A 20,182-nucleotide genomic window follows, 5' to 3' on the forward strand; every position below is an offset into this window, starting at 1 on the left:
GCGCCTTCTCGTGCGTCGCGACCCTATTCCCGAGATCCTGCTGGGGCGCGCTGACCTGCTGCGCGCGTCGATCCGCAGTCTCGGCTTCGTTCACCGCTACAGCTCGGCGGTCATGTCATTCGCCCGCGTCGACATCGACGTGGCTGCGTTCAATGCCGGTGATCCCGAACTCCGCGGACAGGTCGATGTCGCGCTCCGTCTCTTCTTCATGGTGGCGTTTGCCGGGATCGCCGAACACTGCCGGCCGCCGGCCTATGTCACGACGCACACCCATACCGGTCGGCTCGAGCTGAACGTTGCGGTGTCTCGCGGCATCCTGACGCCGCAAGGCGCCCTCCGCAGCATCAACCCCCATCCGCCGCGGCGCGGCAGCGCCGAGCTCTGGGCGGCGCTGCAGGACGCTCTGAATCATCGCTTCAGCTGGGCGGATCCTGGTGATCCGGCACGGGCTCGCCAGCTGATCCTGCCGGACTGGGAGCTGAAGCATGCGGCCGAGGCGAACCGCGCCGGATGCCTGCCCAGCCTCGACATCCGGCAGGTTTATCATGATCGGATCCGGCGGGTGATCGGCGACAGGCGCATCGGCAGCCGCGAAGCTCTGCTCGAAATCCTTGCCGAGAAGCGTTCCGAACTCGGGTTCTCGGTTGCCCGGACCTCGACGCGCGCGATCACGGTTGCCGCGCCGGGCTTCGGTCGGGAGCATCATGTCCGCCTCGAGGGACCGCTCTATGGCGCCACCCCCCGTCTGACCTTCTCCGAGCCGGGCGGGCAGGGCATGGAGCGGCTGAGGGTCGAACGACTCGAGCAGATGCGCACCGCGCTGCCGCGGCTGCAACGCGCATGGGAGCGCCGCGCCCTGGAGAACCAGGCCCGCTTCGATTTCCGGGATGACACCGCGCTCACCTGTGACGTCGTGAAGCTGCTCGGCGCCGGGCCGGCCCGGCCGGCTCTCATTCCGCTGCGGCACCATCGCCTTGCCGCCATCGCGGCGACACCTCGCGCTGAAAGGAGCCCGACCCATGAAACCGATGAGATTGTCTCCGATGGACCAGCTGCTGCTCGACACGGTCCACCGCATCGAGGCCGAGTGGCGGGCCCGCGAGGTCAGGCTCCTGAAAGAGATTGGCAGCTTGCGCCGGGGGATGGCAGCGCGGGACGAAGCGATCGCAAACTTGACCGCCTTGCTCGACGAGTGGCTGGACCCGTCGGAGCTGCCGCGGTCCTGAGAACCCTGACGATACGCTTGACGTCCCTGCGCGAGCAACTGGCCGAGGCCCTGCATGACCTGTGGTTCGGGCTGGTCCTCGATCTGCCGCAGAGGCCAACACCCCCCGCGTCATCAATGACGGAAGGAAATCGGAATGACCGACACGAACCTGCGGGAGATCAACCAGTCTCTCCGCTCCTTGATCACGGCCTTTCAGTCCCTGGAAGAAATGCTCAGGGCAGGGACGGACGGCGCGCAGGACCGCAGGGAGGCGTTCCTGCAGATCCTGGGCGGGCTGGCGAACCGGATCGAGCGCGCCGTCGACCTGCTGGAGCGCCAGACAGCGGGAGAGGAGCGGCTGGCCAGGTGCGAGAAGATGCTCGGGATCATCATGGCCCGGCAACTCCACGACCGGGAGCGCGAAGCCCTGCTCCACGACGTGGTCGAGAACCTGATCTCCCGTCTCGACGAACCGCTGGGCGACTGACTCTGATCGACATCATTCGCGAGGTTGCCGCAGCGGTGGATGCGGTCGCGCCCGACGCCCGGTTCAGGGTCAGGAGACAGGGTCGTGGCGCCGAGGTGAGCGTCAACGGCATTCGCCTGCAGCTCCGCGACGGCCAGCTGATGGTTCTCGGCGATGGCGGGCAGCCGGTTATCGCCGCGGCGCTCAAGGAGAGCCTGTCCGTGCGGCTCCGCCTCAGCACTGGCGAGCCGCGCCCCATGGAAGCGGGAACCTCGTTGACGGATGGGTTCGAACCGTGAGGGCGGACTCGGCCATGCTCCTCGTTGCCTGACAACGCCAGGCATTGTTCGGGCTGGTGGTTCCCTTCCCCTGAATGGCTCGGCTACACCCGGTGCAGGACGACGGGGGACGAGATGCCGATACTGCACTGGCTGACGCGGGAGGCGGATCTGCGGACGGCCGCGCAGGTGCCGTTCCGGCTGCTGACCGAGGAGCCCGCGCTATCCCACGGCGCGCAGGCTTCCGGCGGCGAGGACGGGCTGCTGGTGCAGGGCGACAATCTGGAGGCGCTGAAGGCGCTGCTGCCGTTCTATGCGGGGCGGGTGAAATGCATCTATATCGACCCGCCCTATAACACCCGCTCGGCCTTCGAGCATTACGACGACAATCTGGAACACGCGCAATGGCTGGGGATGATCGTGCCCCGGTTGATGCTGCTGCGCGAGTTCCTGTCCGAGGACGGCAGCATCTGGGTGCATCTTGACGATAACGAGGCGCACTACCTTAAATCAATTCTAGACGAAACGCTCGGCCGAAGGAATTTCGTGGCCAACATCATCTGGCAGAAGTCCTATGCCGTCAGAAGCAATGCAGAATTTGTCTCCACATCAACGGAACACATCCTGTGGTATTGCAAGGATCGAGCACGGTTCAGCCCCAACAACGTGCCTCGCAAGCAAGAACAAACCGATCGGTTCAGTAACCCTGATGATGACCCACGCGGACCTTGGCAGTCAATAACCTTTACCATCAGTTTGCTTTCAGGTGCGCGGGGACGACAGTTTGCGAAAACAGGAAAATCAGAGAACCTGTATCCGATAATCACTCCGTCCGGTAATAAGGTCTTGCCGCCTCCGGGCCGTTGCTGGGCGCGGAGCGAGGGCAACTACATGGCTCTTCGCAACGATGACCGTTTATGGTTTGGGCCAGCAGGAGACCGCGCTCCACGCCTGAAAATGTTTCTCGCGGAAGCGGACGAGGGAGTCATACCGGTGACCCTCTGGGCCGGTGGCGACGAATACGGATATAATCAAGACGGCGCCCGCGAACTTGCAGCATTGGGGATCAATTTTCCAACCCCCAAACCCGAACGCCTGATCCGGCGCATCCTCCATATCGCCACCAATCCCGGCGACCTTGTGCTCGACAGCTTCCTCGGCTCGGGGACCACGGCCGCCGTCGCCCACAAGATGGGCCGGCGCTGGATCGGGGTCGAGATGGGCGACCACGCCCGCACCCATTGCGCCACCCGGCTGCGGAAGGTGATCGAGGGCGAACAGGGCGGCATCAGCAAGGACGTGGGCTGGCAGGGCGGCGGCGGCTTCCGCTTCGTGACGCTCGGGCCGCGCGTCTATGACGAGAACGGCGTGATCGCGCCCGAGGTGCGCTTTGCCGACCTCGCCCGGCATGTCTGGTTCTCGGAAACCCGCCGCCCGCTGGACGGGGTGCCCGACAAGCCCCTGTTGGGCATCGTCAGCCCTCCGCCCCGCGCCGAGGTGCCGGAGGATGAGGGCGAGGCGCCCCCGCCCCCTGCCGACCGCGCGGTGGCGCTGCTGTTCAACGGCATCCTCAAGGACCGCAGCCCGCAGGGTGGCAACGTGCTGACCCGCGCCACGCTGGCCCTGATCCGCGAGGCCCTGCCGCAGGGCTTCACCGGCACGCTGACCGTCTATGCCACCGCCTGCCGCCTGTCGCCCGCGACGCTGAAGCGCGAGCGGGTGCAGTTCCGCCAGACCCCCTATGACCTGAACGCGGGGGGTCTGTGATGGAGCTGAAACGCTATCAGCAGGCGACGCTGGACGCGCTCGACCGTTTCCTGACCCGCGCCCCGGCAACTGGCCCGGCCGAGGCCTTCGCCCACGAGGTCGCGCATCAGGAACGCGCGGCGGTCCCCGCGGGCGAGCCTCTGCCGGCCCGTAAGCCCTATCAACCGCTGACCGGGCTGCCGGAGGTGCCTTACGTCTGCCTGCGCCTGCCCACCGGCGGCGGCAAGACGCTGCTGGCGGCGGAATCGGTGCGGCTGTGGTCCCAGGTCGCGGCCCGGCCGCATCCTCTGGTGCTGTGGTTCGTGTCCTCGACCGCGATCAAGGACCAGACGCTTGACGCGCTGAGTGACCGCACCCACGCCTATCGCCGCCGTCTGGACGCGGCGTTCAACGGGCGGGTGCGGGTGTTCGACATCGAAGCCTTCGACATGCTGACCCCGGCGGATCTGGCGCAGAACGCCTGCGTGATCGTCTCCACCATCCAGGCGTTCCGTGTCGGCAATACCTCGGGCCGCCGCGTCTATGCCCATCACGAGGCGCTGGAGCCGTTCTTTTCCGCCCTGCCGGCCGAAGGGATGGAGCGGGTGTCGCGGGAAGAAGCGGCCGAAAGCCCGCTGCTGACCGAAGGCACGGTGAAGTTCAGCCTTGCCAACCTGCTCTATCACCACCGCCCGCTGATGTTGGTTGACGAGGCGCATAACGCCGTCACGGGCCTGTCGCGCGAGGTGCAGGCCCGCGTGCGGCCGGCAGCGGTGATCGAGTTCACCGCGACGCCCAGGGACCGCAACAACATCCTGTTCAGCGTGACCGCGACGGCGCTGAAGGACGAGCAGATGATCAAGCTGCCGATCCGCCTGCGCCCGCATGGCGACTGGCGCGCGGCCGTCGATGGCGCGCTGCGGACGCGCGCGATGCTGGAAGAAAAGGCGAGGCGCGACAAGGACCACATCCGCCCGGTGGTGCTGTATCAGGCGCAGCCGAAAGGCCGAGAGCCGACGGTGGAACAGATCCGCGACTATCTGGTCGGGCGGTTGGTCCCGCCCGGCTGGATCAAGATCGCCACCGGCGACCGGCGCGAGCTGGACGGCGTGAACCTGCGCGATCCTTCGGAGCCCACGCGCCACGTCATCACCGTGCAGGCGCTGCGCGAGGGCTGGGACTGTCCCTCAGCTTATGTGCTGTGCGCGACGCAGAAGCTGCGAAGCTCCACCGCGGTCGAGCAGCTTCTGGGCCGCGTATTGCGGATGCCCTATGCAGAACGCCGTAAGGACCCGGCGCTGAACATGGCCTACGCGCATGTGTCCGAACCCGAGTTCAACGAGACCGCGCAGGCACTGACAGACAAGCTAATCGGCATGGGCTTCACCGACGAAGAGGTCCGCGGTTCGGTCCAGCCGGACGGTCTGGCCGCCGATCAGGGGATGCTGTTCGACCCGACACCGGTCCGCCCGCAGCCGGTCTGGCAGGTGCCGCTGGCGGACTCTGAGGAGATCCGCGCGGTGCTGACGGAGATGGCCGAGGACGGCGTCGAATGGACGCCCGCCCCCGACCGCAGCCTGACCGCGGGGATCAAGGGCGAGGTGGCCCCCGCGGTGGCCGAACGCCTGATCGCCATGACCTCGGAACCTGACCGCCCGACGCTGCGCGCAGCGCTGGAAAAGCACCGCGAGAAGGTCGAGCAGCGCCGCTCGCCCGCCGAACGCGGCGCGGTGATCGACGTGCCGCTGCTGTTCGCCTTGGTGGATGGCGAATTGGTCCCCGCCGACACAGATAGCCTGATGGAGCTCTCGGACTGGTCGCTGAGCGAAGCCTCCGCCTGCCTGGGCGAGGACGACCTGAACTTCCAGCGCCATGACGAGGTGCTGGAGATCGACCTCGACGGCGAAAGGCTGGTCTATTCCCGCACGACCATGACGCAGCCCGCATTGCAGGGCTTCGGCACGGTCGATGACGACAGCCTGGCCGCGACGCTGGTGCAATGGCTGGAACGCGCCTGCCGCGCGCCGGATCTGCCGCAGGACCACCTGCGCGCTTGGATCAGCGCCGCCGTGGCGCATCTGCGCAGCCGCCGCGGAATGGCGGCCCAGACGCTGGCGGACTGGCAAGACGCCCTGTCCGCGAAATTGCGCCAGCGCATTGCCGAACAGCGCGATGCGGACCGCAGTGCGATCCGGCAGGCAGCACTGTTCGATGAAGGCGCTGCGCCGACGATATCGCCGCACGGCACGATCCGCTTCGACGCCTCGACCTACCGCGATGTCGCGCTGACGCCGCTTAACCGGCTGCGCTTCCAGAAGCACCTGCTGGGCAACGATGCAGTCCCGGCCTTCGATGGCGACGAGACGGGCGAGGAGTTCGCCTGCGCTCAGGCGCTCGACGCGCTGGAGCAGGTCGAGGTCTGGCTGCGCAACATCCCCCGCCATCGGGACAGCTTCTCGCTGCCGCTGCTGAAGGACAGGTTCTACCCCGACTTCGTGGCGAAGCTGACCGATGGGCGCCTGTTCGTCGTCGAATACAAGGGCGCGGACCGGGCTACCAACGAGGACACCCGCAACAAGACTCAGATCGGCGCCTGCTGGGCACTGGCGTCGGGGCATGTCTATGCCACAATCGAGAAGGTGAAGCACGGTTTAGGCATGGCCGAGCAGATGCGGACGGCACTCAGGCTGGGCTCTAGGGAAACCATACTGAGCCGCGAGGGCTGAATCCTGTGCTGCGATGATGTCTTTCTGCGACACCTCCTATCGCCGTTCGGTGAACTTTCTTGCTGCCGATAGTGAGACAAGACTATCTACTCGGGGCTGGGAGTTCTTCTGCTCATCATGGGGAGAGGGCCTCCTGTGAACGCCTGCGTTGGGCGGAAAGCGGACCGACGGAATGCAGCGTAGCCGCCAGCGCGGACACGGGACGCAGTCATTGGTGCGCCGCGCAGTGACTGGCGGCGGGGAGCGCCTGGGCAGGACGCAGCCGTGTTCAGCCCTTCAGCAACTTACGCTGAAGCCAGCTTATTGCCGTTGACCGACCCGTGACTTCTGTGGAGCCGCACCGAAAGCGACGTTCTTCCAGTTGCCTGTGGTCCTGAGAGGAGCCACAAACCGATATCCGTGACTACATTTCGGCTTACCAACGGCGAACATCCATTCGTATCAGCTTCGACCAAGTTCGGCGACTACCCGAACGGCGAGATAGGTCAAACGCTAAACCCGCTCTGATATCTGAATAAATTTTCAGAGGGTAGCTTGGATTTCCTTAATAAGATCTGTCTCGAATCGGCTGAGCCGCAGGCGACTAGTGTCCAGGCGGCGCAGCGCCGCAAGAACGGCGTCAAGATCGTTGCTGGCAGGAAGAATTTGCTCCAGCCGCGCCACGAGTTGCAAAGGAAGACCATATTCGTCGAGCGCGGCTAATGCTGGGGGCAGCATCAAATTCTCGACCCTGACTGCGAAGGGCGCGTAGGATCCTGCGGGAAGGCCAAGACGACCGAAAACCTCAGCTTGGATCCTCTCCAGTGCGGTGAGCGCGCGTGGGAAGTGGAACGATGCCCAATTGCGCAAGAAATCAAGCACGTTTTCCACCCGATCGCTCGGATCCGCAGGCGCCCGCGGACCCAGCGCTTGAGCCTGCGCCCTGATGAGCCCAGACGCCCCGAGCTGCCGCAGTTGCGTCAGCAGCAACGCGAGCTGGCGGCCATTGCGAACTACATCCCTCCCCGCGCTAGCGAGAAGAGTGTCGAACAGCAGATCGCAAACTTTATAGATTTGATCGTTAGACGGCTCCCCACGCCATGACAGTGCTGGATGCAACTCGCGCGCGTGAAGGCGGATGTGGCGGGCCAAGTCGATCTGCTGCTGCGGGTCTACGTGGGCATTGGCGCGGATCGTCTCAATGCTGAGATCCGGCTGCCGCTTCAGCTTATTGACGCGGCGTAGTCCTTCCCCACCGAGGTCTGCCTCGTCGAGTTGCACGAGAAGGCCGTCGGTTGCCGCGTCCGTCTGACTGAACGCAGGAAAGTCTACGTCGGGAAGATCGGCCTCAGGTGGCGCGTGGAAGAGGTGGACGGTGCCGACGAAGTGTCGGAACATCCTGCCTGATCGCCCTTGGATGTTGCGGTAGGTAAAATAGTCGAACGGCTTCTTCGATATCTTGTTATCGTAGATAACGACATGCTTGGCAGCAGTGTTGACGCCTTCAATCAGGGTCGACGTGCACACGGGAAATCTCAGCGCACCACTGTTGAAGAGACGAACCTGTAACTGCGCGAGTGCACGAGGTAGCCGGCCATGATGAACACCGATGCCATTCGCCAGCGCGCGGGCGACGATCCAGTCCGGATGGAAATTGCGGCCCACCCAGTCCACCACGTCGGCTAAGGCCGGCTCCGCGGGTGTGACCTGCCGATCGACCATCACCTGTGCTACGCGACGCACGCTGCCCGGCGACTGACAATAGATGAGAGTTGAGCCGTCGAGTTCCTTCGTCAGGCGCACGAGCGCCTCGCGGGTTCCGCCAGTCACCTTACCGTGTTAGTCAGCGCGGCGAGCGTTGCAGCCGACGGACGCATCGCGGTCGAACCAGCGGGTGCCGACGCAGCGCTGCTGCTAGTCGAGCGCGGCGCCATGACGGCCCGCGAGCGCGCGGCGCAGGGCATTCCGCTCGCCGCAGGAATGGCGGCGCGGCTGGGGGAGCCAGCCGGCAGGCTCGACGTCACGATCCTTGCCGCGCTCGGCTATGCCCGATGGATCAGGTAAGTGTTGACGGGGCCAAGAGCTTGGCCGGAGATCAAGCGGAGGAACCGCAACAGCCTGCCAGGCTCACGCGTAGGCTCCAGAGCCAGGCGATCGAGGTAGTCGTTGAGAGCAGCGCCCTCGTCGGCCTCGACGAGAGCCTCTCCGGTTCGGCAGCCCAGGGCCGCATGGGCATCGATCGATACCATGCGAGAGCGTGAACATCGCCTCCAACCCAAGCCCGCACCCGGTCCAGGATCGCGATCGCCGCACGCTCGCGGCGCGTCGTCGTGGCAGCTCGGCGCCGCTGGGTCTGATTGATCGCTACCTTGGCCCCGGCGACCCGCTCAGCCATCTTGGCCCTGATCAGCTTCCGTGCCCGGGCGCGTTGATCGGGGTCAAGATTGCGGGAAGGGTCGATGAAATACGTGGTGCAGTCACGGCCCAGGGCATCCGAGCGCAGAGCGCGTCGGCCGGAGGCGTTTCGCCGATGAACATACAGCGTCTCTGCGCTTCTGCGGATCATCGTGATCTCCGAGAGGTGCAGACAAAGTGTCCCAAGGCGGGATCGGCCTCAAGCACCGAGTGCCAGAAAATCAGTGTCTTCGGCGCAGCCAAGATTCGGAGCCAAGGACTGAAACGGGAGCACGGCCGAGCCGGCATTCTGGCCGGCTTCAGGGCCGGTCCAGGGCCGCCAGGTGCACGATGACCGGGAGGCAGCTGCGACTCGATCCTTGAGGCTTGATCGAGTTAGGTGTATTTCGGTCACCGGGCGCGGAGACTTGCTGCCTCAGGACTCCGGAGTAACCACGGAAGTGACTGCGGGCACCGCTTCCGGCAGGCTCATCCTGGAAGCCCGAAAGCAAGTTCATTAGGCTAGGACGAGCCTCGGGATGCGCCTCTGGGTGGCCAGCGCATTGTCTGGTCAGCTTGGGGTAGGGCGCAATGATATACATATAGAGCCAAGGATACGCTGATCGGAGATTATGCCATGCAAGTGTCGAAATGGGGAAACTCGCTCGCGGTGAGGCTGCCTTCAGAACTGGTGCGGACGTTAGGATTCAAGGAGGGCGACAAGATCGAACTTGTGGCGGCGGAGAGGGGCCTTGCGGTCCGACGCGAACCTTCCGCGGAAGAGGTGCTGGAGCGTCTGCGCAGCCTCCGGGGGCGCCTGCCTGCTTCGCAGAGATTGACCCGAAACGACGCCAATGCCCGTTGATTTCCTCGATACGAACGTCATTCTCTACCTGCTGGACGAGGGACCCAAGGCTGACCGGACCGCAACTGTGCTCGCCTCGGGAGGGCGGATCGGGGGCTCCTTTAACCCCTTATTCGATTGGGAATGAGGCACGACCTGGCCGACAGCTTCGTCCGCCGCCGGCATCACGGAGCCTGTCTCGCTGGAAGTGCCTGAACGGCCGGTTCGGGGTAGGTGCGATGCAGCGCTTGCGACGTCATAAACGACAGCTCAGGGCCGAAAGCGGCAGGATCAACGATGTGTTGGAGCATTGCCGAGAACGTGGCGGCGCCGGGTGCGCCGTGCCGATACTCCATGTCAGGCAGCGCGTAACCACGAGTTCGAGGCGCTGGCCTCGAGACTCGTGAATCGGCACGCTCCCGCGTGGCCACGCCTGATCCAGGCGGCGACGAGCTGAAATCCCGATTGCGGCCATTCCCGTGGTGTTTCGAACTGCAGCAGCTCGGCGATCCCGAAGCCGGCCTTGTGGATCGTCCGCAGCCGGGCCTTTGTGGTGAGATTGGGAAGGGGCGCCACGAACACGATATTGTCCGCGCAGTTCATCGCCTTCACCATGAAATCGGCCAGCCGTGACCACGGCGGATTGGTGACGATCCAGTCGGCCTGGCCTTGCCAGGCCAGGAAATCGCTCCCATCCGTGATCTCGCACCAGTCTTTGGCGAGGTGACTGGGAAAATGATCGTAGAAGGCCCCATTGCCTCTCGCAGGGTCCAGGATCAGTCCGTGCATCTGCGGCGCGAAGTGGTCGCAGATGGCGCGCGCCAAGGCAGGGGGAGTCATGACGCGATCGCGCTCCGGGGCATTGGAGGCGGGGATCAGGCGGCGCTTCGAACTGATCGGGGCGATTGGGGCAGGCATTCCGAGGAGTTGCGTATAGCCCAGAAGCGAAGCCAGTTCCCCGCGCATGCGCTTCTCGATGCCAATGATGACAGGCCGGCTCAAGAGCAGCCGGGCGGAAACCTGAGCCTGCGTCAGCCTGCGTCGCCGACGTAACTCGGCTAGGACGGCACCGGCATGCGTGCTCGTTGGCGGATACCACGCCCAGGTGCAGGCCAGAGGTGGAAGCACCTGGGCGAGACTGGAGATGGTGCCTTTTCCGTTCATGATCTGCCGCAGGGTCGGCCGCGAGAGTCCACTTTTCTCGGCGAGAAATGATTTGTTGAAGCCATGAAACCGCATGCGATCCTCGATTAGTCGTTCAAGCGGCATGCAGGGCTCATGGAAAGGGATGCTTACATTCGTGGCAAGCTACAGTGACATGCGTCCGGGTGGTAATGCAACCCAGGGCGGTGTGTGTTGAGGCACATACACGGGACGGCAGGCGAACGGGTTCGCCCTGTCGACCCCGGTTGCCGAACTCGGCATCATTCCCGCGGACTGGCGCTCTCGCCAGGGTCCACCTGCCGCGTCCATGCTTCGAGTTCTTCGCCTTCAAGCGATCCGGCCGCGGTCAGCGCCGCGGCCATCGCCTCGAGCAGCGCGCGATTGCGTTGCAAGACCACGAGGGCCCGTTCCTCGGCCTGCTCGATCCGCGCCCGAACCCGCGCGCGGCGTTCCGTGCTCTCAAGATAGCCGTCCAGGTTCCGACCCAGCCACAGCGGGCCCTCAGCGCCCAGTCCCTGGCGCATGTCGATCGACGCGGCAATGCGGGTTGCCTCGGCGATATCCGAGTTCGAAGGCCCGCCTGAACCTGCGGATATGTTGCCACAGACAAGCCGCTCCGCCGCCCGACCTGCCATGCAGCGGTCGAGGTCTGCTTCGATCTCCCGGAGAAGTCCGCTCCGGGGACGGGGTTCCGACAACGTCTCCCCTCCTGCGGGCCCGAGGACCACCCGCATGACGCGGCTGACGCCCAGCGCGGTCGCGACAATCGCGTGCCCGCATTCGTGGATCGCAGTTCGGTGATAGATCGAGGCATCAGCCTCGTGCCGGTTCCCAAGCGCTTCCAGAACGTCGTCGGGTCGGACCGGCCGCCGCTCTGCTCGGGCCGCAGCACGCGCCCCACGCAATCCGCCGTCGATCGCGGCGGCGGTGTGTCCCGAGGCCGCACGCGCCAGGCGAGCGAGATCACTATCGGAGATCTGCCCCGGATAACCGTCGCGCATCATCCGCGCGATCGCGGCGCGGCCCGGAAGCGGCACTTCGACGATGGCATCCATCCGGCCAGGACGCAGCAGTGCAGGATCGATCGTTTCGGGGGCGTTGCATGTGCCGACGACGAGCACACCTTCCATTTGCGACAGGCGGTCGAACTCTTCCAAGACTGCGTTGATCACTTGGCGCCGGTATGATTCGTTGTGCTGATCGTGGCTGGTGCGGCTGCCCACAGAATCGATCTCGTCGATCACGAGGACGGCTGGCGCCGAATCCTGCGCTTCCCTGAAGGTGGACCTCATAGCCGAGAGCATTCGGCCCAAATGCCCTGCCGCTTGCCACTGAGCGAAGCCCCCTCGCACGAGCGCGATACCGGCGCTGTTGGCGATCGCGGCGGCAAGAAAGCTCTTGCCTGTTCCCGGCGGGCCAAAGAGCAGCATCGACCGCTGGAGCTCCGACCACGCGACCTCACCCGCTTTCCACGCGAGAAGGTCGGCGACCATACGCCGTGCCATTCTCTCGGCCTCCCCCAGCCCCTCGATGTCGTCGAGCGTGGGGCGCCGATCCTGCTTCCGATCGGTCAATTCGTCGGCCGAGACCATGGCGCGGAGGCGCTCGACCACCGCTTCCGTCGAGGCTTCGCGCAGCGCCAGAAGGAGTGCCGGCGCACTCAACTTTCCCAGATCCGCATCATCCGGAAGGCGCCGGAGGAACTCGTCGCCGTCGCCAGGCAGATCGTCGCCGTTGCGCGTGATGCCGAGCAAGAATTGGAGGATTTCCCGGTTCACCAGCGGCACAGTGATCGCCGCGGGCAAAGCGGAGCGGAGTTCGACGGCGATGTCCTCCGGATCGGTGACCAGCAGCAGCACCGGGCTGGCGCGACCCAGCAACGCCGTGAGCTGGCTTTCCGTGCTACTGCGATAGTAACGCTCGGTCGCGGTCCGGAGCGCGAACAGGTTCAGCCCGTCGCCCGGGGCGTGAGGCCGCAGGGGATTTTGCGACGTGGTGGCAACCCCCTCTGGCAGCAGCCCGTCGACCAGCAGTTCGCGCACCAACTCCTGCGGAATATCGCCGTGATCGAGAACCGTGACCGCGTGCGGCTGAACCATCGCATCCAGCCTTGTGGCGCTACCGAGACCTGCGCAGAGCCGAAGCAGGACGAGCACCCGGTCGATTGGCATCGGCGGGGCCGGTCGAACGGAATCGTTTGCGGCCCGGACGGCATCGTCCTGTTGGGCGGTGCCGGGGCCGCGCTCGTCGCCGGACACGGCTGCGGGGGACGTTCGCAAGGGTGCAAGCTGCCTCGGCTGGATCCACTCAGCCTCCTCAAGCCAGTCAGGCGTGTCGGGGGGCTCAGCGCTGTCATCCGCTGCCATGCGGATCCGAGCGAGGGCTTCTGTGGCAAGATCGGTCCAACGCGGCGTGGTCATCTGGCGGCCTCACGGATTGGATGGGGGGACCACCAGCAAGGTGCCGGTGGCTGAGTGTTCGACGGTGGCTGAGGGGAAAGGGGGACGTGCCTGGCCTCCGCCGTTCCGGAGAACCTCCGGGACGCGAGGAACCAAGGCCGCCGCGCCCCCGTCTCAGGCTGTCCGTTCAGGCGCCGTCATCATCGGAGTCCTCTTCGATGCCGTCGAGCAGCTGCTGAATCTCGGCTTCGAGCCACTCGGCGTAGACCTCCGTCACGACCGTGAGCGCGCCTGCGAAGTCCTTCGCGTCAATGACAGCGTCGGGGAAGCGGCGACGCAGCCTGGCATGGAGACGCTTCTCGGTGCGGATCGCGTCATGACCGCTGGGCATCGCAACGACGCGCAGGACATGGCAGGCGAGATCGCGATCGCCGAGCAGCTGATGCTGCAAGCGGGATTGAGGGTTCCTGGAGAAGCCGAGCTTGAGGACCCGCATTCCGTTGGGCAGGAGCACACGGAAAAGGTAGATGAAACTGGGCGCTGCAGTCCACGTGACCCCGCATCCGGCACAGTCGAAGCGCTGGCTTCTGACATTGCCGCGGGCGATGCGTTGCTGGTGGCCGCATGCGTGCCTGTATTGGCGGTAGTTCGTGTCACCCTTCGGATCGGGGCCCACGAGTTCCCACCCAACGGCCTGGGCCTCGGCTGCCTCCACGGCTTCCTGACACGTCGCGCAGCGCAGTCCCGTCTCGCCTGCGGCGACACGCGTGATCAGCCCAATTTGGCGCCGCGCGTCATGCCCGCAGGGGAGCCGATACCACGCATAAGCGGTGCTGCCCGGATCTCGGCGCAGGAAGGTGAGACCGGCCGATGCCGCCTCCTGCCGCCAGGCTGCTTCGATGCAGTGCGCGCAGCGGGGCCGATGCTGCATCAGCACGAATAGCCGGGTGCGCGAGAGCTCGCCGCACCGGCGGCAGGTGAGGGCGAGGGCGTAGCGATCGGCGACACGCGCGGTGATGTCGAAGCCACGCCGGTCAGCCGCTTCGCGCCAGCGATCGTGGATCGGCATGTCGATGACCGGCAGGGCCTCGCCGGCAATGATGATGCTGTTGTCATGAGAGTGGTGCATGGGGGTGCCTCCCTGAATGGGTGAAAGCTTCAGGCAGGTGCGACCGTTCTGGCGGCGGCCACCTGACCGTCAATTCGGATTTGCGGGTGCGGAGAGCTTCGACTGACTTCGAACGACCCGGCTCTCCAGGAGAGAGCAGGGCCGCCTGAGCCAGACATCGGGGCTCAGCTCAGCGCCGGCAGCAGTTCGTCCCGCCGGCAGCGATCACCCGGATCATCCTCGGGAGAGGACCCGCGGTAGAGATCCAGCCCCGCGAGTTCGTCGACAAGCGCAAGGCCAGCGACCAGCATGTTGTCGACCCGACGAGCCGCCGTGCTGCTGCCAGCACACCGGAACAGGGCGGCGTTCGAAGAGGTCAGCCGGTGCAGGCGATCGAAGTCGCGGCGATTGTCGGAGCCCATCATGCCGTCGACGAGAAGGGCAAGCCGTCGCATCGGAACATCTTCGGGCCGCTTCACGCCGGCGCCGTGGACGCTCCGCAGAGCGTCGACGACTTCGTCCTGCGCAGACTCTGCGTCGTGCCGCCAGCGCGAATAAGCGGGATCCCAGTAGTCCACATCGGACAGGTCGCTCTCGGCGCTGACGAAGTTCGCGAGCGCGGTCAGCAAGGTGGAGAAGCAGGACGCGAGCGGGGTCGTGAAGCTGGCCACTTCAGCGGCCTGCAGAGGCATGTTAGGCATGTCGTTAGCCATCGTGATCTCCCAAGGATCGTGGTGGTCAGAGCCGGAGCGAGGGTTGCCGCCCTTGCTTCGGCTCGCCCATGCTGTTACCGTGTAGGCATGAAGTCAACCCCTCAGATGAGGAATTTCGTGCCGATGCAAAAAAAGATGGGCCGCCCGGTGGCGGATACGGAGCCGGTGACGATCAGGATGTCTCGTGAGATGATCCGGGAGATCGATGATTATCGCAGGACACTCGAGGATCTCCCCACACGCCCCGAGGTCATTCGCCGCGTGATGGCAGATTTCCTGAAAGGCGTCAGGCGGGATGAGGGCTGACGCGGCGCGGTTTGAGAACGTTCTGCTGGCGGGATCATTACGCATGGCGGTCTCCCGCGGGCCCGCAGGCCGTCATAGCGTTCGACGTTGGCCTTCGGCTCATCGGGCAGGATCAGCGCTTCCAGTGTGTCGATGTTCGGACCGCGGTCATCTTGCTGTCAATCAGTCTGTGCAGCATGATTCAGAACATGGGTCTTTCTCGGGACGCCTTCGGCCGGAACCATTCACAGCAACCAGCAGAGCCTGTTCATCATGCTCAGGACCAGCGCCAGGATACTGACCATCTGCGATCGCCACGGGACGTCGCAGCATCGGGTCCTGCAACGGTGGGGAGGCGAGGGGCAGTTCCGCGAAGGGCGCACCGTTCCTGAGGGCACCCGGCGAGCGTGATCTATTTGCCGTTCCTGCAGCCGGACTTTTCGACTACTGCACTCTCTGCCGGTGGCTGGCTGTTCTGCACCGCGGTCCCGAGCCTGGTCCTGCGGGAACGCGAGTTGAGCAAGGTCGCAACGCGGCGCGAAGGCGGCGGCTGGATGAAAACACGGCTTCGCAACGAAGGTTGACTATCGCGGGCTGCCGCGCGTGAACGGCGCTGCAACCGATCGCGGGGCTGTCCGAGCGCCGCGCCGAGGAGGTTCCGATGCCTGAGACAGAAGCCTCGCCGATGGGCGAGATCGCCGTTCTTCAGAACAAGACATTCGACGAGATCTCGCTCGGCGACACCGCCTCGGTCGAGCGGACACTGAGCGCAGCGGACATCCGGGTTATCGCCGTCCTGACCGGCTTTGCCGACCGTGATTCGGTCGATGCGGACAGTGCCGCCGTCAAGCATCTCGACGGGATGATCGCTCACGGCATGTGGGGCAGCGCCCTGATCGCGATGGTGCTGGGCACCCGCCTGCCTGGCCCGGGCGCCACCTATCTTGGCGAGAGCCTCGCGTTCCTCGGGGCGATCCGTCCGGGTGACACCATCACCACGCGGGTCGAGATCGTCGAGCGCGATGCCGCGAGCCGGCGAGTCCGCGCAGATTGCCGCTGCACGAACCAGCAGGGTGATGTGGTGCTGGAGGGCTGGGTGGACCTGATCGCCCCGGCCGATCGCGTCACCTGGGCGCGCGCGTCCTTGCCGGAGATAAAACTGACGGTCGCGAACCACGGCACGGCAAGGCTGCTCGAGCATGTGAGATCCATGGGCGCCGTCCGAGCCGCCATCGTCCATCCCTGCGACGCCATCAGCCTCTCGTCAGTGTTCGACGCGCGGGATGCGGGCCTGATCGATCCGGTGCTGGTGGCACCGCGGGCGCGGCTCGAAGCGTTCGCGGACGAGGCTGGGCTCGACCTCGACGGCCTGCGTGTGGAGGACGTGCAGCACAGCCACGCGGCCGCAGAGCGGGCGGTGGAACTCGCCGCGGCTGGCGAAGTCGAGGTGCTGGTGAAGGGCAGCCTGCATACGGACGAACTGATGGGTGCGGTGATCGCCGCGAGAGGTGGACTGCGGACCAAGCGGCGCGTCACGCACTGCTTCGTCATGCAGACCTCGGCCTACCCGCGCCCGTTCATCATCACCGATGCGGCCGTGAACATCGCGCCGACCCTGAGCGAGAAGGCCGACATCGTCAGGAACGCCATAGATCTGGCGCACGTGCTGGGTATCCAGACGCCGCGGGTGGCGATCCTCGCGGCGGTCGAGACTGTCTCGCCGACGATGCCGGCGACGCTCGATGCCGCCGCGCTCTGCAAGATGGCCGACCGCGGTCAGATCACGGGGGCGTTGCTGGACGGCCCGCTGGCCTTCGACAACGCTGTGTCGCCCGCGGCGGCGCATATCAAGGGCATCGTCTCGCCGGTCGCAGGGCAGGCCGACATCCTCGTCGTGCCCGACCTCGAAAGCGGCAACATGCTCGCCAAGCAGCTCGAGTATCTCGGTGGCGCGGACACCGCAGGGATCGCGCTCGGCGCGAAAGTGCCGATCGTGCTGACCAGCCGCGCGGACGCGCGCGACACCCGACTCGCCTCCTGCGCCATCGCGCTGATGCTTGCGCATCACTACCGCGTCAGCCCGCCATGAAGCTTTCGATGCAGTCGATCCTCGTGATCAACGCCGGGTCGTCGAGCCTGAAGTTCCAGATCTTCGCGATCGAAGACGGCTGTCTTGAGCGGCGGGTCCGCGGAAAACTGGACGGGATCGGCGTCCGACCCCGGCTTCGCGCCAGCGGGGAGGATGGACAGGAGCTGGTTTCACGCGCCTATGCGCCTGAGGCGATTCCAGACCTTCCGGCGGCGCTCACCGAAACCCGCGCCTGGCTGGCTGGACTGGCCGGGCTGAACTTGATTGCGATCGGCCACCGTGTCGTCCACGGCGGCGCGGATTACGTGCGCCCGACCCTGCTCGATGCGACCGTGCTCGAGCGGCTGGCGGCGCTGCAGGAGCTTGCACCGCTGCACCAGCCCAACAATCTCGCGCCGATCCGGCAGGCGATGGCGATCAGCCCGGAACTCCCGCAGGTCGCCTGCTTCGACACCGCGTTCCACCGGGGGCACCCCGCTCTCGCCGATGCCTACGCCCTGCCGCGCTCTTACTACGATGAAGGCGTGCGCCGTTACGGCTTCCACGGCCTTTCCTATGAGTTCGTGACCGAGCGGCTCCGAACGCTGGCGCCCGAGGCGGCGGCGGGCCGGGTGATCGTTGCGCATCTCGGCAGCGGCGCCTCGATGTGCGCGATCAAGGACGGCCGTAGCATCGATAGCACGATGGGCTTCACCGCACTCGATGGCCTAGTCATGGGCACGCGTCCGGGCCAACTCGATCCCGGCATCGTGCTGCACCTCATCGCCGACAGGGGCATGAGCCCGCAGGCCGTGTCCGACCTGCTCTATCACGGCTCGGGCCTCAAGGGGCTCTCGGGCATCAGCAGCGACATGCGCACCCTGATGGAGTCCACCGATCCGAAGGCCGGCCATGCCATAGACCATTTTGTCTATCGCGCCGCGCTCAGCGCCGGCATGCTCGCAGCCGCGTTGGGCGGGCTCGATGCGTTCGTGTTCACCGCGGGCATCGGCGAGAACGCGCCCGCTATCCGGGCCCGCATCATCGAGCGTCTCGCCTGGCTGGGGGCCGAGCTCGACCCGGCAGCGAATGCCGCCGCCGTACCGCTGATCTCCACGGCGGCGAGCCGGATTGCGATCTACGTCATCCCGACGGACGAGGAACTGATGATCGCCCGCCACACGCTCTCGCTGCTCCGCGCAGCGATCCCGGCCTGACTAGCCGTCAGCGCAGCCTCGAGCGCAGCCGCGAGCGCGGAGCCTTCAGGACATGGCCAGCACGGCGGCGAGCACGTCCGAGCGGTCCAGCATCCCGGCGACGGCGCCCTCGTGCATGACGACCAGGACGCGGTGCGGGCTCTCTGCAAAGACCCGCGCCGCCTCAACGATTTCTGTGCCCGCCTCGAGCGTCTGGACCTCGCGCGCCATGTGATCGGCCACCGCGCCCTTCCAGGTCCGGTAGTAGGACGCACTGACCGCCGGCACGAAGCAGTCCTTCTGCGTCAGGATGCCGACCAGCCGCCCAGCATCATCCAGCACCGGCAGCGCCGCGAGGCCGCCGTCGACGAGCCGCTGCGCCGCCTCGCGGATCTGCGTCTCGGGGGAGAGCGGGCGGGCGACGCGGTGCAGGACATGGGCGATCGTGGTTGGGGCGGTGGTGTTCATGGCTGGTCCCCGGCGCGGTTCGGACAGGCGGCGCAGCGCGAGGCCGCATCGCAGCCGCCGCAGCTGCGCCTGACGGGGCCGTGGCCGAAAAGGAGGCCGAGGCCCAGCCCGAGGCAGGCGAGGAGCACGAGGGCGAGGGCAAGCAGGAACTCCATGGCCGCTTCCTCAGACCAGCCGGGCGGCAATTGACCCGGTCGTGACCGAGACAGCCTCCCCGTCGATCAGGAACAGTGCATCGAGCCCGGCGCGGGTTGCAAGCGCCGGTCCCTCCACCTCGCCCGCCGCGAACAGCGCCGTGGCCCAGGCGTCGGCGCGGGTGGCGTCGGCGGCGGCGACGGTGACGGAGGCGAGCCGCCCCGCCTGCGGCGCGCGGGCGCGCGGGTCGATGATGTGGCCGACCCGCTGCCCGCCGATCTCGTAGCGCTGCGCCGCAAGGCCCGAGGTCGCCACCGCCGCGCTGTCCAGCCGCAGCAGCGCCGCCGCGCCTCCCGGCAGGCCGCGCCGGGCTTCCTCCACCGCCACGGACCATCCGCGACCCGAGGGGTGACGCCCCCGCGCCGCCAGCTCGCCGCCGAGGTCGGCCAGCAGGTCGCGCTCCCCCGCCGCTTCGAGCAGCGCCACCACCCGGTCGAGCGCGAAACCCTTGACGATGCCGCAGAGGTCGAGCGTCAGGCCCGCCTCGGCCTTGGCCAGATGCCCCTCGCCGGCGGAGAGCCCGCGCCAGTCCGGCCGCTCGCTGCCGCGGATCGGGCCGAAGCCCCAGTGGGCGACGAGGGGGCCGACCGTGGGGTCGAACCAGCCGCCGCTCTCCGCCGCGATGGCGAGTGCGGTGGCGGTCACACCGGCGAGGTCGGCGGGGGCCGGATGCTCGCCCCGCGGCGCGGCGTTGAAGGCGCTCACCGCGCTGTCCGGCTGCCACGGCGACATCTGCGCGTCGATATCGGCCAGCAGCGCCTCGATCGCCGGCCGGTGCCGCCCCGCATTGCGCCCGGCCGGCAGCGTCACCCGCCAGTGGCTGCCGAAGGCGCGGCCGTCCAGCACCTCGACCACCGGGGCGCTCCGCCCGAGCGCGGGTGCTGCGAGGGCGGTCAGCCCGGTGGCGAGAAACAAGCGGCGCGTCGGGCGGAAGCTCGTCGTCATG

20 protein-coding genes are annotated in these 20,182 nt (G+C 66.4%); 11 read left to right on the forward strand and 9 right to left on the reverse strand.

The window, feature by feature from the left end; genetic code table 11:
- Positions 1-115 precede the first annotated feature (115 nt).
- Positions 116-1,066, reverse strand: coding sequence for a hypothetical protein (locus tag GI374_RS03165; RefSeq protein ID WP_154335532.1), 951 nt, complete (start codon positions 1,064-1,066; stop codon positions 116-118).
- Between GI374_RS03165 and GI374_RS03170 the strand changes: the two genes are divergently transcribed.
- The 5 genes from GI374_RS03170 to GI374_RS03190 all read left to right on the forward strand — a co-directional run bounded on the left by GI374_RS03170 (position 1,044) and on the right by GI374_RS03190 (position 6,423).
- A complete protein-coding gene (locus tag GI374_RS03170; protein WP_154335533.1) occupies positions 1,044-1,226 on the forward strand; it encodes a hypothetical protein in 183 nt (60 codons plus the stop codon). The two genes, GI374_RS03165 and GI374_RS03170, sit on opposite strands and share 23 nt — an antisense overlap.
- Positions 1,227-1,361: 135 nt before the next feature.
- Complete coding sequence (locus GI374_RS03175; protein ID WP_154335534.1) at positions 1,362-1,694, forward strand: hypothetical protein; 333 nt, start codon at positions 1,362-1,364, stop codon at positions 1,692-1,694.
- Positions 1,695-1,729: 35 nt separating this feature from the next.
- Positions 1,730-1,972, forward strand: a complete 243-nt coding sequence (locus GI374_RS03180; RefSeq protein WP_154335535.1) for a hypothetical protein — start codon at positions 1,730-1,732, stop codon at positions 1,970-1,972.
- Between the two features lie 114 nt (positions 1,973-2,086).
- Positions 2,087-3,718, forward strand: coding sequence for a site-specific DNA-methyltransferase (locus GI374_RS03185; protein ID WP_154335536.1), 1,632 nt, complete (start codon positions 2,087-2,089; stop codon positions 3,716-3,718).
- The gene (locus GI374_RS03190; protein ID WP_154335537.1) at positions 3,718-6,423 is read left to right on the forward strand and encodes a DEAD/DEAH box helicase; all 2,706 of its coding nucleotides are present in this window, start codon (positions 3,718-3,720) and stop codon (positions 6,421-6,423) included. Before GI374_RS03185 ends, GI374_RS03190 begins: the two co-directional genes overlap by 1 nt.
- 522 nt (positions 6,424-6,945) lie before the next feature.
- Here GI374_RS03190 and GI374_RS03195 read toward each other — a convergent pair.
- Positions 6,946-8,232, reverse strand: coding sequence for a helicase-related protein (locus tag GI374_RS03195; protein WP_154335538.1), 1,287 nt, complete (start codon positions 8,230-8,232; stop codon positions 6,946-6,948).
- A gap of 6 nt (positions 8,233-8,238) precedes the next feature.
- Here GI374_RS03195 and GI374_RS03200 point away from each other — a divergent pair, with 6 nt between their 5' ends.
- Positions 8,239-8,466 (forward strand): hypothetical protein, encoded by a 228-nt coding sequence (locus GI374_RS03200; RefSeq protein ID WP_154335539.1) that lies wholly within the window; start codon positions 8,239-8,241, stop codon positions 8,464-8,466.
- Between the two features lie 967 nt (positions 8,467-9,433).
- Positions 9,434-9,661: an AbrB/MazE/SpoVT family DNA-binding domain-containing protein gene (locus GI374_RS03205; protein ID WP_154335540.1), complete on the forward strand. Its 228-nt coding sequence runs from the start codon at positions 9,434-9,436 to the stop codon at positions 9,659-9,661.
- A 336-nt stretch (positions 9,662-9,997) separates the two neighbouring features.
- Here GI374_RS03205 and GI374_RS03210 read toward each other — a convergent pair whose 3' ends face one another.
- The 4 genes from GI374_RS03210 to GI374_RS03225 form a co-directional block, all read right to left on the reverse strand.
- Positions 9,998-10,909, reverse strand: a complete 912-nt coding sequence (locus tag GI374_RS03210; RefSeq protein ID WP_154335541.1) for a helix-turn-helix transcriptional regulator — start codon at positions 10,907-10,909, stop codon at positions 9,998-10,000.
- A gap of 155 nt (positions 10,910-11,064) precedes the next feature.
- Complete coding sequence (locus tag GI374_RS03215) at positions 11,065-13,224, reverse strand: AAA family ATPase (protein ID WP_154335542.1); 2,160 nt, start codon at positions 13,222-13,224, stop codon at positions 11,065-11,067.
- Positions 13,225-13,390: 166 nt separating this feature from the next.
- Positions 13,391-14,332, reverse strand: a complete 942-nt coding sequence (locus tag GI374_RS03220) for a GIY-YIG nuclease family protein (RefSeq protein ID WP_154335543.1) — start codon at positions 14,330-14,332, stop codon at positions 13,391-13,393.
- Between the two features lie 164 nt (positions 14,333-14,496).
- Positions 14,497-15,024 carry a hypothetical protein gene (locus GI374_RS03225; RefSeq protein ID WP_154335544.1) on the reverse strand — a complete coding sequence of 176 codons (528 nt, stop codon included), beginning with the start codon at positions 15,022-15,024 and terminating at the stop codon, positions 14,497-14,499.
- Between the two features lie 105 nt (positions 15,025-15,129).
- Between GI374_RS03225 and GI374_RS03230 the strand changes: the two genes are divergently transcribed.
- From GI374_RS03230 to GI374_RS03245, 4 genes are all read left to right on the forward strand, one after another.
- On the forward strand, positions 15,130-15,330 hold the full coding sequence (locus tag GI374_RS03230; RefSeq protein ID WP_154335545.1) for a hypothetical protein: 201 nt from the start codon (positions 15,130-15,132) through the stop codon (positions 15,328-15,330).
- A gap of 386 nt (positions 15,331-15,716) precedes the next feature.
- Complete coding sequence (locus tag GI374_RS03235; protein ID WP_154335546.1) at positions 15,717-15,893, forward strand: hypothetical protein; 177 nt, start codon at positions 15,717-15,719, stop codon at positions 15,891-15,893.
- Between the two features lie 77 nt (positions 15,894-15,970).
- Entirely contained in the window at positions 15,971-17,398 is a 1,428-nt protein-coding gene (locus GI374_RS03240) for a bifunctional enoyl-CoA hydratase/phosphate acetyltransferase (RefSeq protein WP_154335547.1), read from the forward strand.
- Positions 17,395-18,594: an acetate/propionate family kinase gene (locus GI374_RS03245; RefSeq protein ID WP_229582480.1), complete on the forward strand. Its 1,200-nt coding sequence runs from the start codon at positions 17,395-17,397 to the stop codon at positions 18,592-18,594. The genes GI374_RS03240 and GI374_RS03245 overlap by 4 nt, the downstream gene beginning before the upstream one ends.
- A 45-nt stretch (positions 18,595-18,639) precedes the next feature.
- Here the strand turns inward: GI374_RS03245 and GI374_RS03250 are convergent, their stop codons facing one another.
- The 3 genes from GI374_RS03250 to GI374_RS03255 are packed head-to-tail and all read right to left on the reverse strand — an operon-like array spanning position 18,640 to position 20,181.
- A complete protein-coding gene (locus GI374_RS03250) occupies positions 18,640-19,041 on the reverse strand; it encodes a CBS domain-containing protein (RefSeq protein WP_154335548.1) in 402 nt (133 codons plus the stop codon).
- On the reverse strand, positions 19,038-19,196 hold the full coding sequence (locus GI374_RS18805; protein ID WP_195759815.1) for a hypothetical protein: 159 nt from the start codon (positions 19,194-19,196) through the stop codon (positions 19,038-19,040). The genes GI374_RS03250 and GI374_RS18805 overlap by 4 nt, the downstream gene beginning before the upstream one ends.
- Positions 19,197-19,206: 10 nt before the next feature.
- Positions 19,207-20,181 (reverse strand): FAD:protein FMN transferase, encoded by a 975-nt coding sequence (locus GI374_RS03255; protein WP_154335549.1) that lies wholly within the window; start codon positions 20,179-20,181, stop codon positions 19,207-19,209.
- Position 20,182 lies beyond the last annotated feature (1 nt).

The organism is Paracoccus sp. S-4012, from assembly GCF_009674885.1.
Lineage (GTDB): Bacteria > Pseudomonadota > Alphaproteobacteria > Rhodobacterales > Rhodobacteraceae > Paracoccus.

Bases quoted from the DNA above. Each gene is read 5' to 3' on its own strand.
- GI374_RS03230 (WP_154335545.1), top strand. From the start codon at position 15,130: ATGAGGAATTTCGTGCCGATGCAAAAAAAGATGGGCCGCCCGGTGGCG.
- GI374_RS18805 (WP_195759815.1), bottom strand. From the start codon at position 19,196: ATGGAGTTCCTGCTTGCCCTCGCCCTCGTGCTCCTCGCCTGCCTCGGG.
- GI374_RS03170 (WP_154335533.1), top strand. From the start codon at position 1,044: ATGGACCAGCTGCTGCTCGACACGGTCCACCGCATCGAGGCCGAGTGG.
- GI374_RS03240 (WP_154335547.1), top strand. From the start codon at position 15,971: ATGCCTGAGACAGAAGCCTCGCCGATGGGCGAGATCGCCGTTCTTCAG.
- GI374_RS03250 (WP_154335548.1), bottom strand. From the start codon at position 19,041: ATGAACACCACCGCCCCAACCACGATCGCCCATGTCCTGCACCGCGTC.
- GI374_RS03175 (WP_154335534.1), top strand. From the start codon at position 1,362: ATGACCGACACGAACCTGCGGGAGATCAACCAGTCTCTCCGCTCCTTG.
- GI374_RS03185 (WP_154335536.1), top strand. From the start codon at position 2,087: ATGCCGATACTGCACTGGCTGACGCGGGAGGCGGATCTGCGGACGGCC.
- GI374_RS03215 (WP_154335542.1), bottom strand. From the start codon at position 13,224: ATGACCACGCCGCGTTGGACCGATCTTGCCACAGAAGCCCTCGCTCGG.
- GI374_RS03225 (WP_154335544.1), bottom strand. From the start codon at position 15,024: ATGGCTAACGACATGCCTAACATGCCTCTGCAGGCCGCTGAAGTGGCC.
- GI374_RS03205 (WP_154335540.1), top strand. From the start codon at position 9,434: ATGCAAGTGTCGAAATGGGGAAACTCGCTCGCGGTGAGGCTGCCTTCA.
- GI374_RS03190 (WP_154335537.1), top strand. From the start codon at position 3,718: ATGGAGCTGAAACGCTATCAGCAGGCGACGCTGGACGCGCTCGACCGT.
- GI374_RS03255 (WP_154335549.1), bottom strand. From the start codon at position 20,181: ATGACGACGAGCTTCCGCCCGACGCGCCGCTTGTTTCTCGCCACCGGG.
- GI374_RS03245 (WP_229582480.1), top strand. From the start codon at position 17,395: ATGAAGCTTTCGATGCAGTCGATCCTCGTGATCAACGCCGGGTCGTCG.
- GI374_RS03210 (WP_154335541.1), bottom strand. From the start codon at position 10,909: ATGCCGCTTGAACGACTAATCGAGGATCGCATGCGGTTTCATGGCTTC.
- GI374_RS03220 (WP_154335543.1), bottom strand. From the start codon at position 14,332: ATGCACCACTCTCATGACAACAGCATCATCATTGCCGGCGAGGCCCTG.